Annotated in this window: 9 protein-coding genes and 1 pseudogene; 3 read left to right on the top strand and 7 right to left on the bottom strand. The window is 46.8% G+C overall.

Annotated elements, in window-relative coordinates; all coding sequences use genetic code 11:
- A pseudogene (locus BM123_RS22680) lies at positions 1-1,625 on the bottom strand (hypothetical protein); the annotation flags it as partial.
- Between the two features lie 577 nt (positions 1,626-2,202).
- On the opposite strand from BM123_RS22680, the gene BM123_RS22675 reads away from it, so the two are divergent.
- Positions 2,203-2,964 (top strand): ThuA domain-containing protein, encoded by a 762-nt coding sequence (locus BM123_RS22675; protein WP_217642209.1) that lies wholly within the window; start codon positions 2,203-2,205, stop codon positions 2,962-2,964.
- 188 nt (positions 2,965-3,152) lie between these two features.
- Positions 3,153-4,010 carry a 23S rRNA (adenine(1618)-N(6))-methyltransferase RlmF gene (gene rlmF, locus BM123_RS22670; protein WP_217642208.1) on the top strand — a complete coding sequence of 286 codons (858 nt, stop codon included), beginning with the start codon at positions 3,153-3,155 and terminating at the stop codon, positions 4,008-4,010.
- 194 nt (positions 4,011-4,204) lie between these two features.
- Here rlmF and xylA read toward each other — a convergent pair whose 3' ends face one another.
- The 4 genes from xylA to BM123_RS22650 all read right to left on the bottom strand — a co-directional run bounded on the left by xylA (position 4,205) and on the right by BM123_RS22650 (position 10,558).
- Complete coding sequence (gene xylA, locus BM123_RS22665) at positions 4,205-5,515, bottom strand: xylose isomerase (protein ID WP_090173252.1); 1,311 nt, start codon at positions 5,513-5,515, stop codon at positions 4,205-4,207.
- 349 nt (positions 5,516-5,864) lie between these two features.
- On the bottom strand, positions 5,865-6,224 hold the full coding sequence (locus tag BM123_RS22660) for a gliding motility protein GldC (protein ID WP_090173250.1): 360 nt from the start codon (positions 6,222-6,224) through the stop codon (positions 5,865-5,867).
- A 459-nt stretch (positions 6,225-6,683) separates the two neighbouring features.
- On the bottom strand, positions 6,684-8,813 hold the full coding sequence (locus BM123_RS22655) for a S9 family peptidase (protein ID WP_245748660.1): 2,130 nt from the start codon (positions 8,811-8,813) through the stop codon (positions 6,684-6,686).
- A gap of 401 nt (positions 8,814-9,214) precedes the next feature.
- Positions 9,215-10,558 (bottom strand): T9SS type A sorting domain-containing protein, encoded by a 1,344-nt coding sequence (locus BM123_RS22650; protein WP_090173246.1) that lies wholly within the window; start codon positions 10,556-10,558, stop codon positions 9,215-9,217.
- Between the two features lie 116 nt (positions 10,559-10,674).
- Between BM123_RS22650 and BM123_RS22645 the strand changes: the two genes are divergently transcribed.
- A protein-coding gene (locus BM123_RS22645) for an IS3 family transposase (RefSeq protein WP_406603256.1) occupies positions 10,675-11,759 on the top strand; the annotation gives its coding sequence in 2 pieces (ribosomal slippage) (positions 10,675-10,930 and positions 10,930-11,759; 1,086 coding nt in all).
- A gap of 385 nt (positions 11,760-12,144) precedes the next feature.
- Here BM123_RS22645 and BM123_RS24090 read toward each other — a convergent pair.
- Positions 12,145-12,417, bottom strand: a complete 273-nt coding sequence (locus BM123_RS24090) for a hypothetical protein (RefSeq protein WP_139212066.1) — start codon at positions 12,415-12,417, stop codon at positions 12,145-12,147.
- Positions 12,418-13,109: 692 nt separating this feature from the next.
- A complete protein-coding gene (locus tag BM123_RS22630) occupies positions 13,110-14,843 on the bottom strand; it encodes a hypothetical protein (protein ID WP_090173240.1) in 1,734 nt (577 codons plus the stop codon).
- Positions 14,844-14,850 lie beyond the last annotated feature (7 nt).

Genomic DNA, 14,850 nt, shown 5'->3' with positions numbered 1-14,850 from the left:
AGGTTGACTGTTCCCGTAAAGCCCGCCGCCGGGGTGTACGTTACGGCGGAAGGATTATTCGTCTGTGCCGTGCTGCTCAGGGTGCCGCCGCCGGAGACAATGCTCCAGGCACCGGTGGCTGCGCCACCACCAACGCTGGCGCCCGAAAGTGGTAGGGCCTGTGGGGTATCGGTCTGACAGAGGTTATCGGGGCCGCCGGCTTCGGCGGTGGACAAAGCAATAACTTCCACTTCTATCTCCTCTACCGGATAACAGTCTCCCACTACGGATTCATTTAAAATAGCGTAGACATAGTAAGTTCCCGGCGAAGGAAAATCTGCCGGATCATAATTGTAGGTAGCAGTGTAAAGCTCAGATGCGCCCGTTGGTGTGACGGTTTGAAGGACCGTTCCTCCATAAATATTATTTGCTTCTGCCTCCGTAGGTAAATCTCCTGCCATCTGATCCGTGGCAAATCTGACAAATCGAATGCTGTTCGCATTATTCACGTCCGTTTGCACCGTAATATCATCGCCAGTTTCATTTAAGCAGACAGTTTGATCCTGTCCGGAATTGATCACTAACTGGCAAGGCTGCAAGGACATGCCCAGTAAGTAGCGGTCTCCGGAGAACGCATTGAGAACCGTTGAACCTGCCAAAGGCACAAAGCCAAGTTGAGAAGACCACATCACTTCATTCCCATTTGCCGCTGCAATAGGATTTCCGTTTCCATCTCTTATGTTACCACCATCTCCGGTGAGATAGAGCCGAAAGGTGACTGATGTGATGCCGAAACCGTTAATAACGATACTACCTGTAGCAGCACCACGTATTATGTTAGATACATTTCCCGGAGTAGTTGGTGCTCCATAGAAAGTATTCGTATTTCGAATCGTAGTTGGGGTAACCGCCAAACCTGCATTTCCGGAAATTCTGGTCAGGCTCAGGCCTGGCGTCAGCAGATCAAGATCTGTCGTAAAGCCAATCGAATAGTTTATTTCGTTTGCAGTATTCTGATTTGTAGTAAATTGATAATGACCACCAAGACCTACGACATGGAGGATGGGGTTATTTACTGGCCTATTAAAAGTGATGGTCAGATCAGAAAAGTGAACCCTTGCGTTCAATGGTTCAAGATTGTTGCCTGAATTATCAATCAGGGCATCAGAGGAACTAAATAAATTTACGGCTTGATTGTTGACAACACTTATTCCCGTGCCTGGAGTGCATTCAGCACAGCTGGTAAAGTTGCCGTCTGTTGGAGCACTTACACCATTCATTGGGCCATAGGTAGCAATGGAGACTGCCGTATTATCTAATGGGTTGGGGCCTGTACGTATCGTTGTACCAAAGGTTGATCCAGGGACGGTTGGATTGCCTTCAACAGAGGTGTACTGCTGATTGGAATAAGAAAAGGTAGCCGTTATTGGTGGGTTAGAAGGAGTTGTAGCATTTTGGTAAAAGGTAATTACCTGAGGCGTCGTAGTAGGCCCCATCATATTTGGGCCTGAACCGGCACCAATAAACTCTACGGACTGCTGCGCCAGCACCGGACTGACAAAGAGTATCAGCAGGAAAAAAAGCGGAAAGCAAACATGCTTTTCACCTCCCCGAGTGTCGGAGAGAAAAGATTTTGGGAAGTTCATAGATAAATATTGCACGAGAGCAAAAAAGCAAGGGGAACTGTCAGGATAAACAAGAACACACAGTAGCTTATAAAAGAGTTGTTGTGTCAAATGGGATACCCAACAACTAAAATTTCAACTTAATCCTTACAAATATAACAAATCTTATGGGTTAACCTGAATTTTCATCTTTAAGACCCAGGGCAAACGCATCAAATCTAAAACTGTAATCTAATAATTGATTTTTGTTTCGATCGAACGCAGTGAGCTGTCACTTGCGGTAGCAAATCAAGAATCAAATATCGAGAATCGCCAATCGCCAATCAAAAACGTAGCAAACGAAGTTTGATGCGTTTGCCCTGCTTTAAGACTAGTCAGTCACCGTTGAGTCACCGTTTGCTCTAAATGCCTGCTGCTGTGAGAATAGCACTGTAACTGGAATTGCACTTTCCGGTACTCTATCCAAGCAGGCCTTTTGCCGCTTAGACAACCACAATTCGGTCAGCCGGGGAATTATAGCGGACCATGAAGTTGAAATATTCTCCTGATGAGTAAAAGCTTTTTACCTTGAGGCCCAGAACCAATGTTTAGTCGATCCATGCTCTCCAAGAACTTCCTTTGCACCTGCGTCCTCGCCCTTCTTTGCTTTGGCACGCTCTCCGCCCAACAATTTAAAGCTCTGCTCGTCGTCCAGACCGCCGGCTGGCAACATGAAAGCACCTTCAGTGCCCTTCCGGCTATGGAAAAGATGGCCGCCCGACATGACTTTAAACTCGATCTGAAGCAACGCGCCATGCCCGTCAATGATAAGATGCTGGCCAACTATGACGTCGTCATCTTCATCAACACCACCGGAGACATCTTCAATGACGCTGAGCAAATGGCCATGGAAAAATTCATTCAGTCCGGTAAAGGCTGGGTCGGCGTACACGCCGCCTCTGACACGGAGTACGACTGGAAATGGTACACTGACATGGTCGGCCATATGTTCAAAATCCACCCGGTCGTGCAAACGGCAATGGTAGACGTGCACGACAGCAGTTTCCCCGGCCTCGAAGGCTGGCCGAAGCGCAAAATGTGGACCGACGAATTCTACGAATACAAGGACGGCACTAAAAAGGAAGGCTTTAATTACCTGGTTACCGTTGATGAATCCACCTACGACTGGCAGGCACAGTGGGGCCCGGATAACAAAGCAAAGGGCCACGGCGATTTCCACCCCATGAGCTGGAATCATGAATACGACGGCGGACGGGCATTTTACACCAACTTCGGACACGTACCGGCAGTGTTCGAAGATCCGGACTTCCTGCAGCACCTCTACGGCGGTATTTGGTGGGCGGCTAAGGGGAAGAGGTAGTCTCGTGGTTCAGTAGTCTGGTAGGCTGCCGTACTTTGGCGACTAGCGGGTGATTAACCATGATTACTAACACCAACCAAGGGCTACCGCCTCATTTAATCAGAAGCAGTTATTCTCACACGATGGCTACATTGCCGCCTATTAAATGCGGTAGCCTACAAGACAACAAGACTACCAGACCACCTCCCGTGCATCCCAACAACCGCTATCACTCCCCCCACGATTTTCCCGCCCTGGCGAAGGTTGTACCTGCCCTGGCGGACTACTTCCTCAAAGCGCCAGATGGTCATTTAACCCTGAATTTCGCGGAGCCGGACGCCGTCCGACTGCTAAATAAAGCCTTATTACTGCGCGACTATGGCCTGAAGCACTGGGACATCCCCGCGGGTAACCTTTGCCCCGGTGTTCCCGGCAGGTTGGACTACATCCACGTCCTGGCCGACTTACTGGACGGAAAAAAGGGTAAGGAAATCAAAGGTCTCGACGTCGGCACTGGTGCCTCCCTCATTTACCCCATTCTCGGCCACAAAGAATTCGGCTGGCGCTTTGTGGGCACTGACGTAGACGACACCTCCCTGAAAGTAGCCAGTGCCATTGCCAAATTCAATCCCGGTCTGGCAAAAGCCATCAGTCTGCGGAAGCAGCCGGATCGCACGGCGATTTTTAACAACGTCATCCACGAAGGGGAAACCTTCGACTTTACTATCTGCAACCCACCTTTTTTCGAATCCGCCGCGGCGGCAGCCGCGGCCGCCGAAAAAAAATGGACCAAGCTCGGCAAAGCCCCCTCTCCTACCCTCAACTTCGGCGGACAGGCCAATGAGCTCTGGGCTCCGGGCGGAGAGCCCGATTTCCTCCGGCGGATGATTAGGGAATCCGTAGCCTTCGGCCAGCAAGTCGGCTGGTTCACTACCCTGGTGTCAAAAAAGGGTTACCTGAAGATAGCAGAAGTCGAATTCGGAAAGGCCGGAATCACCGACTATCGGGTAATCGGCATTGGGCAAGGAGGGAAGATCCGGCGGGTGTTGGCGTGGAGGGGGAAGTAGGTTTGTAGGCTGCCGCACGGTCCTCGTAGCTCGCAGAGCTTGGTAACACAGGCTGCGGCTTCAGCCATAGTAAGGAGGTCCCAAAAACCTCGCATTGTTAGGCTATCCAACGAAACAGGCGTTACAAAAGCAATACGATTGCCTCTGTAACGCCTATCCCATACGGTAGTCTACCAGACGACCGAACTACAAGACTAACTATACTGCGTCAGAATGTTCTCATACAGTTCCTGCCGGCCGCTACGCTGCTTAGGCTCACCGGTAGCGTGGCCGATTTTCGCGAGTTGCTCCAGGGTAAGAGTACCGTTTTCGAAGGCCTTACCGTTTCCGGCGTCGAAGGAGCTGTAGCGTTCTTCGCGCATAGCTTTGTATTTGCTGGAGGTAAGGATCCGATCCGCGGCAATGAGGCTGCGGGCGAAGGCATCCATTCCACCGATGTGTGCGTGGAAAATATCTTCCATATCCGTGGAGTTACGCCGAACCTTAGCGTCGAAATTGACGCCACCGCCCTGAATACCTCCGCCTTCAAGAATCACGAGCATGGCTTCCGTCAGCTCCGGCACATTGGTGGGGAACTGGTCGGTATCCCATCCGTTTTGGTAATCGCCGCGGTTAGCGTCGATGCTACCAAGCAGGCCTTCAGAAACGGCTACGGCCAGTTCATGCTGGAAGGTATGCTGCGCCAGCGTAGCGTGGTTTACCTCGATGTTGAGTTTGAAATCATCCATCAGGTCATACTTCCGAAGGAAACCGGCAACGGTAGCCGAATCAAAATCGTACTGATGCTTGCTGGGCTCAAACGGCTTAGGCTCGATGAAGAAGGTTCCCGTGAATCCCTGTGCACGTGCGTAGTCACGTGCCATGGTCAGGAACTGTGCCAGGTGGTCTACTTCCCGGCCGAGGTCGGTGTTGAGCAGACTCATATATCCTTCCCGGCCGCCCCAGAAAACGTAGTTCTCGCCACCAAGCTTGATGGTAGCGTCAATCGCATTCTTGAGCTGGGCGCCGGCGTAGGCGACTACCTCAAAGTCCGGGTTCGTACTCGCGCCATTCATGTAGCGGGGGTTGCTGAACAGGTTAGCGGTTCCCCACAAGACCTTGCGGCCGTCTGATTTCATTTTGGCGGCGAGGTAATCCGTTACTTCGTTCAGCCGGCTGCCGTAGGTATCCAGATCGGCGCCCTCCTCATCGAGGAGGTCAACGTCGTGGAAACAGAAGTAATCCATGTCTAAGCGGTCGAGGATCTCGAAGCCAGCGTCCACTTTGTCTTTTGCCCGCTGTACGGGATCATCAGCTTTTAGCCAGGGGTATTCAGCCGTTCCCGGTCCGAAAGGATCTCCTCCCGTATTACAGAGGGTGTGCCACCAGGCCATGGCGAATTTAAAATGTTCGTTCATCGTTTTGCCCGCAACGACCTTCGTCTTATCGTAGTACTTAAAGGCAAATGGATTGTCGCTTTCGGCGCCTTCGAAACGAATCTTAGGAATGTCAGAGAAATATGCCATGATCTTTTTTGGTGGTTTTTGAACTGGTAATGCCCGCCTTTCTGGGCCGGACTGGCCAGGTAGCTCAGGTAATTAATCCGAAGGTAGCGATTGAGTTGGATTAGGCAAACCATCACAAAAATTGCAATCGGTTGGCCCCAGCTGACAGCCCCAAAAAAATGAAAAAGGCCTCTGTTCTTAACGAAAAGTGGTACAAAAAGGGCGCTGTTTCACCAAAGTGATCTTGCAGGAAGGCTCTGCGTTCAGGCTCCGTTGAGCCAACAGGAAGGTTGGCTCCAGCTTAAGACGGAGAAAGTAAACAGGTCTCGTAGTAACTGCCCAGCTCAGGGTCTGAGCGAAAAGATCATCATCAAACCTCCCCTTCCTTCGGAATGGCGCCCGTTGCCTGCCCGAAATAAAAGACAAACTGCTGCATCTGATTAGCCAGCTCCTTATTGCCGGTGGCCCGGAAGTAAGTATCGGCCAGACCGCGAAGCGTCTGGTACATAAAGCGGTCCATTTCCACCACCTGCATCTCTTTAGTCCACAGGTCGATCTTCATCGTCTCCTTACTCTGCTCGTTGAAAAGGGCAAGAAACATGCCTTTACACGCTTCTGCAGGGCCGGGTTTATCGCTGGCGTTCCAGAGAAGTTCAGTGGGCATTTTATCGGCATCGAGACCGACATTAACGGTGATGGTACTGCGCTTTTTGACAATTGGCTTAGCCATAGTAAGATAATTTTGCGCGAAGGTACGGCCTTAAAGCATGTTTGGGCGCGGACGCAGGTGCAAGGGCAGGGCAAACGCATCAAACTTCGTTTGCTACGTTTTTGATTGGCGATTGGCGATTCTCGATATTTGATTCTTGATTTGCTACCGCAAGTGACAGCTCACTGCGTTCGATCGAAACAAAAATCAACTATTAGATTACAGTTTTAGATTTGATGCGTTTGCCCTGGTGCAAGGGGAAAATTATAGAGCAGTGGAGGTAACAGTATCCTTTAGCGTTGATTGCAGACAACTGCCTACGCCAGGATTCACCTCCAGCTCCCCCTGCCCTTAATACGTCCATTGCATCCTGCGGGCGCGCCACCACCACTGATCGCTATTCGCTTTCTTAATACTGGTCCGGGATGAGGGGAAGAACCTTTGTGCCCTTTACGGCGCTCCGCTTACTACGGCAAACCTCTATTCTGATGACACCGCCAGATGCCGGTCAAAGTACTCGATGATTTTGCCAAACAGGTAACGATCATAATGGCGCTCGCGGCTCCATGCGTGCGTCGCACCCGGCGCAAACGCAAAGTCGAAGTTTTTGCCCTGCTTAATCAATTCTTCGGCTAATGTAGCCGTGGTTTTGAACGGCACCACATGATCCTGCATACCGTGGATAAACAGGAGTTTTCCTTCCAGATTCGCCGCATATTTGAGTGCTTTTCTTTCGAAGATTTCCGGGTGTGTCTGTGGGCGACGAACAATGGCGACGTCATCGGTGCCAAAGAACACCGGATCAACGGCCGCAGCTGCGGCAACACCTACCTGGAATAAGCCCGGCTTCATCAACATAGAATAAACGGAAAGTGTGCCGCCATAACTGCTTCCCCAGATGCCGATGCGATCGGGATCTACGTAAGGCAAGGACTCCATATAGGCAACGGCACTCGCGTAATCATCAATATCCTCCCCCGCAAAGCCCAGCAAAAATTCTTCGCGAAATGCCCGGCCATAACCGTTGCTGCCACGGGAATCCACCTGCACGATGATATATCCCTTTTGGACCATTAGCTGTTGCACAAGACTGTAGTTACCGGCCCATCGATTCCTCGCTGTATTTGAATACACAGGCCCGAACACCACTGGATATTTCTTACCGGGCTGCATGTTGGCCGGCTTCAAAATCCGGGCGTGCAGCGTGTAGTCATCGATAAGACTGGGAAAACTGACGTATTCCGCAGCCGCCCAGCTTCGTTCCGTGAAGGCGGGCAAGGGTGAGTGAGTTACCCGCACAGCGTCTCCCCTTTCGCTGCTCACTACGTAAAGCTCGGTCGGTGATGTATCGTCGTTGTGCATGAACACCAGGTGCCGGCCATCCGGTGAGGGGTAGCCGTCGTTACGGCCCGCAAGGCGCGTTATCTGCTCGGGGTCGCCGCCGGATGTATTCAGGCGGTACACGTGCTGCTCGTATGGATTAACACCGTTGCCCGGATAAAACATTGTGCCACCAGCAATTGCGGGGGCGGACAGAACATCGTAAGACGGGTCCGTCAGGAGCTGCGGCTCATCTCCGGGCGACGAAGGATCAATGACGTAAAGGCCATAGCGATCCCCCATGTCACTTAAGAAAATGACCTGTTTTCCATCCGGATGCCACGCAGAACCGAAGGAGGTATACATGCGGCTCTCCCGAACGCCCCGCCAGATCTCGCGCACCTGGCTTTCTCCGGGTGCAAGGATGAACAACTTGCGTTCAACCGATGTGTCGGAGGCGATGTCAACCAGCAGCGCACCTTCCGGTGACCAGTTAAAGTCAACGACCTGGTTGGCGTGCGGGTCCGGTAAATCAAGATAGGTGATACTACCGCTTTCTACATCGAGCAGACCAACTCTGCGAATCTCGTTGGAATCACCCGGGTACGCCCGGCGTACCTCGTTGGGGTTGGTTTCGGCAGCGAGGTAATCCGGGAACGGCACCTTTCGCATCTCCCGCCGGTCGACGGCGTGGAACGCGATGGTTTTGCCGTCCGGAGACCACTTATACGTTGGCCCGCTCCAGATGCCCGGACCAATTTCACGGTCCGGTCGGCTGTATCGTCCCTGCGGCACGCTCGAGATACTGGCGACGCCGATATCAGTAAGTTGACGGTTCTCTTCGGAATGCAAGTCAGCCAGCCACAAGTCACCGTCTATTATGTACGCTGCCTGGCCGCCGGCGGGCGATAGCGACAGCTTATGCGCCCCCGCCCCGACGGACATAAGCGGGAGGTCTTCTTCCTGGCTCAGCGACGTCTGCCACAGGTGGTTGCCCCGCAGACTGACAATTGTGTTCGCGTCGGTCCAGGCGATATCGCGCACTGATGCGGATGACGTATCGGAACTGAGGCGCACATCCTTCCCGTCGCTAGTGGATACCCAGAGGCCACGCCCCGGTATTCCCGGTTCACTCCAGGAAAAGGCAAAGTGTTCGCTGTTCGGTGCCCACGCAGGCCGGGACGGGCTTGTCCCCGTCAGTTTTGGCATAGCGAACAGGTCATCAAGGCTGAGTTCCTTTTCCTGTGCCGCAACTGTTGCGGACATCATCATCAGCAGCAGGCCCGCCACTATCCATGTTTGCCAAAAAGAGATACGATGCATGTGTATGTTTTAGTAACGGTCTGGTAATATGGTCTTATACGGCTCAAACAGGCGCACCCCGCCGTTGAAGCATGCGCTTTCTATGGGTCTCAATCAGCTTGGTTCTGTTGGGTTTTCTCGCCCCCCTCTTCCCTGGTGTGGAACGAAAGGCGGGTTAACAAATCCCTGGCTTCAACCCATTTACAGCCCTGAAATCAGCCAGGCAGCACCAGCCACCCGGTCGCTCGCAAAGTACGGTATAAACCATAAGCTTCGTAAGCAGTTTGCGGTGGCAAAAAAGGTAAACTACTGACATAGTTTATGTAATATTCCCCAAGGAATCATCTTCACACGAAGCCCATCATGTATGTAGTTCCCGTTAACCAGACCTACTTGATGACCACTTTCTTAGTTATTACGGGACCGGTCTTTAGCTTCAGATAAAAAAAATAGATCTGTGGCACCAATTCTATCTTAAGGTCATTTACCCCCTTGAGTACAGGCAGATTTTCATAAACCAATTGACCTTTTGCATCGAACACGTTCAGGACTCCGTTTTGCGGGCAGTCCAAAATCACCTGTTCAGCTGAAGGATTCGGGTAAATTTGAACCAGATCTTTATCGACTAAATATTCAGTACCAGACAAGGGTGAATTGTTTTGCTGAACAGATAAGTCAGCGGACCAAATGATGTCTGCCAGCCCATCGTTGTTCAGGTCTTCGGATTCCACAACACTAATAAGGGTTGGCTCATCCTGAATAAGATTTGGCGCACCAAAGTCACCTGCCCCGTCATTTTCGTATAAGTAGAGATCAAAATCTTTGATTATTATAAAGTCCAGGTCACCATCATTATCAAAATCCTTTAGTGTGCCCGATCTTATATTGATTGCCGTTGAATCTATGATCAGTAAATTGGCAAAATTGCCGGCGCCATCATTTTCCATCCATCTGACACCCGTTGAGTTATTGTCTTCACTAAACAGATCCGCATCCCCGTCATTATCTATATCTTCTAACCGAACGAAGAGGTTGAATAAGCCAGGTATCTGATTACTTCTCAATGAATCGTAGACCAATGTTCCACTACTGTTTTTATACACAGAGATATTACTGCCACCAGTAATAACGTCTTCAAATCCATCAGCATCAATATCCCCTACAGTAAGATCAAAAAAATCTTCTATTGGTCCCTGTATTATTTGAGTTGTGAAATTTGACATGCCATCGTTATAATAGACTTTTAAAGTGGTCCCTCCGACGGCAACAATGTCCAGGTCATCGTCATTGTCTAAGTCAACGACATCAATATCGCTTTCGAAAAATGTGAAAGAATCGAGTTCTTCTGCAGAAAAGGACAATGCACTATTCATGTGCATTGTCACAGCGTTTCCAGCATCACCAATACTGACAATATCAAGCCAGCCATTGTCGTCGAAATCTCCTACGGAGATATTGGTAACCTGGCTACTACCTGTGGCAATTGTAGCTTCCGGACCAAAGCTAAAGTCACCCTCGTTCAGGTAATAAGAGATAAGGTTGTTGGCCGAAAATTTCCTCGTAGCTATGATGTCTTTTAAGCCATCATTATTAAGGTCTGCCGGCACAATGTTAGTTATTTGCCCCGTATTCGGCTCAATCAGAATCGGACTTGAGAATTGTGCATTTGCTATGGAGGAAAGCAGCAATGATAAAAATATTGCGAAGTAGATTGAAATTTCAGGCAAATTCATCCTGTTAACTTTTGTATGGCGGCTAAATCTGATTGACGTCTCCCCTAAAAACCGTAACCACTCAAAATTAGAAAATTTCAGCCGATCACTTAACTTTAAACAACAAAGAATCGGTTATGAAGAAGTCAAAATTTACAGAGGCTCAAATCACTTTTGCTTTAAGGCAGGCAGAACAAGGAACTCGGGTTGTTGAGATTTGTCGGAAGATGGGAATTAGTCAAGCTACTTTTTACAACTGGAAGAAAAAATTTGGCGGTATGGGAGTTCCAGAGCTTAGGCGCTTGCGCCAGCTGGAGGAAGAGAATAGGCAACTAAAGCAGTTGGTAGCGGACCTGAGCTTAGACAAACAGATGCTTCAAGATGTCATAAAAAAAAAGCTTTGACGACTCAGCAGAGGCGTGGACTGGTAACTTTCTTACTTGATGAATACCAAACATCAATTAGACGTGCCTGTAAGGTTATTCCGTTTAGACGAGAAACTTGGTATCGAAAAGCCAAAGGTAGAGATGATTCAGCGTTGAGGCGACGAATCAAGGAGATCGCTGCTTCCCGAGTTCGTTACGGTATATGGCGCATAGTAACTCTACTGAGGAGAGAAGGCTGGAGGGACAATCATAAGCGTATTTACCGTATTTACTGCGAGGAAGGGCTCAATCTTCGTACTAAGCGACCAAGGAGACGTAAAGCTTCCGCTCATCGCCAAAACCATACTCCAGCATCAAGTATTGATGAATGCTGGAGTATGGATTTTGTCGCAGATCAGCTCTTTGATGGCCGAAAATTCAGGGCCTTAACTGTAGTAGATAACTATAGTCGACAGTGTCCGGTGATCTACGTTGCTCCTTCAATAAAAGGGGGTGATGTTGTTAATACCTTAGCACAATTGAGTAGACGTCCAGAGCGAATCAAAGTAGACAATGGGAGTGAATTTATCTCTAAGGCTCTCGATAAATGGGCATATGAAAATAATATCACCTTGGATTTCTCTCGTCCAGGCAAACCGACTGATAATGCGTTCATTGAATCCTTCAACGGAAGCTTACGCGATGAATGCTTAAATACAAATTGGTTCTTATCTTTGGAAGACGCCAGGGAGAAAATCGAATCCTGGAGACGGGATTACAATAATTTTCGACCGCACAGTTCATTAGGCGGTATACCGCCTAATGAACTGTGCCAACTAGACAGCAAAACAGGCTGATTTTCTAGTTTAGGTGGTTGCGCTTTAAGGGAATAGGTCAAATAAGGTTATCTTTCTACTAAATTGTGGTTGCGCTCAATGGGAAGCGTACATCCTGAAATGGTCTTGGGTACTTCAGTAGGAGGGGCAAACCAAAACAAGCTGGTTCCTAACAAAACCAAGATGCCAATAACAAATCCTAATTTTCGCTTATAAGCATAATAGCATGCAGGTATAATGAATAGTGGGCGGGAATACCAAGAGAACTGGTTTTGGTGCCTGTTCCATATCCATTCACCAATGTGTACTCCATTCATCCATGCATTAGCTAACAATATGGCGGAATAACTAAGCATGGTTATTAATACAACTATGACAAAATGGTCCATCCACGTTTTTGTCTTTTTCATTTCCATAGAATATTTGCTATATAATTATTTGGCAGTGTATCAAAAATAATCATGCCCATTAAGTTAAGCCACTGCCAACAAATATAAAAATATCTCGAAAGACCGCTCACTGATTTCACTCGAGACAGCCCGCTTACCTTCCCTAGAATGGTAGCACTGATATGTGGACTAATGCGCAAAACCACAGCCATAGAGTTGTATGATTTTTTTGAACGCCTGAAGCAGTTACCCGTTACTAAGTCCGCTTTTTGCCAGAGGCGTAAACTCATTAAGCCAGTATTCTTTTTTGATCTCTTCAAGCTTTCCAGTACTATCTTCTATAAGCAGTTTCAGTACTACAAAACATGGAAAAATCGATTGCTATACTTGACATTTCCAGCCGACGAAAATATAGCTACCAAGTCAATCGGAACGTGACCGCCAGATTGATAAAAAGGTGTATGTCGGCCATTTTCCTGGATAGCAATCGACGATGGGTTAACCGTATCAAAGAACTGCAGAAACTACTCCTCAAACATCTCGAACCACAAAGAGTCCGTCCAGGCCGTGATCGAAAAAAGCGGATGATACAAGCTCAAGATCGCCATGTTTACGAAGGAAATTATCGATCAGCTATGTAAATGAACACCCATTTCTGAGGTCTCCTGCACCAACCACATCATGGCTGGAAGGGAATTCTTTATTCCAAATTTACGTAATTTTAGGCTGTTTCAATTCACTCCAAAAATGGTTGAAATCGAAGGTTAATGAGCTTGATCTAAAAGCCTTAACTTAATGGAATTGCTGCGGCCACAGTAGCACTCGTATAACGAGGGCAGGCTAGAGATTTGTTCAATCGGAATCTAAAAAAATACACTTGGAGAAAATGATAAAAACTAGCGGACACCGTCTAGCTGAGAGACTTGGATTTGAGCTTAGCTTAATGATTTTGGCTCAATGTTAGGTGCATTTTTAATATTCATCACGCATCTGTATCAAACACTTCAGATCCATAAGGAATAAGAAAACTTGGTATCCCCCATTTTCCCTTTTCAGCAATATAGCTATTCAAATAGTCACCGAAAGAGATAAAAGATTGAGTCCTTCTTGCAATTACTTCCTGCATAGATCTTGCCTTAAAGTTGGTCATATTTACATGATGCCAGTACGATTCAATTATACTTTCAATTTTTACTTCTCTTCTTTTCAATAAATCCTGAAATGATATCAATCCATCAATGTTAATAATGACAGGCGGAGTTATTATATTTTTTAGATTATCTACACCACTTTCTACAATTTCTGTTTTCCACCACTCTTGAATTAAGGCGTTTACACCTAGGCTATCAAATTGTCTGTCATTTACTATTATAATTGGATAGATTCTACAGTTCTCTTCTTTACAATCTGAGTCCAAATGATGATATTCTTTATTGGTAAAGCTAAGTATCATTTGTCCTAATTGCCTTACTGATCGGCTCACAGTTTTTGTAGCCTTATCTTCATACCACAATTTCCTTGCTAATGCAGGGGAAATATCATAATAGTTTCTTGACTGTTTTATATCTCCACGTAGTACAACATCTTTACTTTCAATTAAGAAGACTTTATTTTTAAATCGGATGTAGTAGTCTGGCTCACCTGAATGCCCCGCATTGAGAAAGTCTTGTCCAGAAAGATGAATCATTCTTTTAGGAAAAGCATCTTTCATCACGTCGTATAAAATAATATTCTCAGAAAAATTACCGCAAAACTCGGAACGAAAATTTTTAATCTTGTTCTCCTTTGATACTTTATTATTAACATCTAAACTAAACTCAAACGTGACGCTTTTGAACGTCTTTTCAACTGCGAATAGCTTGTAAATTACTTGATATGTATTCTCATTGATCTTAACTAGTGGATTACTTCTCATATTAATGAAGTCAGGTAAAACATGATCATCCGCTTCATTGATTGTTAATGCTTCAATAAACAATTTATTTTTTATATAATCTTCTGATTTCTCATCTAGTAGTAGGTCATAATGAGTGCCTCTGTATTCTTTCTCAATAAGGGGTAAGATAAAAGCATAGAATTTTTTAAGCCATTCTCTCCAATTATCAATCCCATACTTGACACAAAAAACTTCAATATGCTCCGATAAATTATTATTTTCAAGGTATTTGAAAAATTTGGTAATCTTATAAATTTGACTACTTAAAACCACTCTAATATCATAATTTGAATAATCATAATCTGAATAAGAGATAGAAATCATAAAAGCAATTTGCTTCTCAATATTATCTAAGTTAGGATCATCATCAAACTTAGGAATACATAAATCTTCTTTTTCTTTTTGGCTATTGTTTAGCCTTAAATATGCTTTTAAAAGCAATAATTCAGTCTCCTCGTCAGGTTGTTCGTCGACCTTTTCTTCATCTCTTGACAGAATGCACTCTGTTACTTTCAAACTACTATATGCATTCAGAATTTTGTATCCATCTTTATAGCCAGCTACTATTTTATCACTAATCGAAGTCTCGAACTTACTTACCCATTTTTCAATAAATTCTTCTTCGGACAATGGGAATTCTCGATTAAAAGTTGCCTCTATTAATGCACTTCCCAGTCGAAGTCCAATTGTTTTCTCGATTGAAAGAATGTAATCATCAATAGTTAGACCATCTTCTTCAAAGACGTGTTCAAATAACAATCTTTTACCTAATGTGACCATAATATCT

It is taken from the genome of Neolewinella agarilytica (assembly GCF_900110645.1).
Taxonomy (GTDB): Bacteria; Bacteroidota; Bacteroidia; order Chitinophagales; family Saprospiraceae; genus Neolewinella; species Neolewinella agarilytica.
This window is presented reverse-complemented; position numbering and strand designations above follow the sequence as displayed.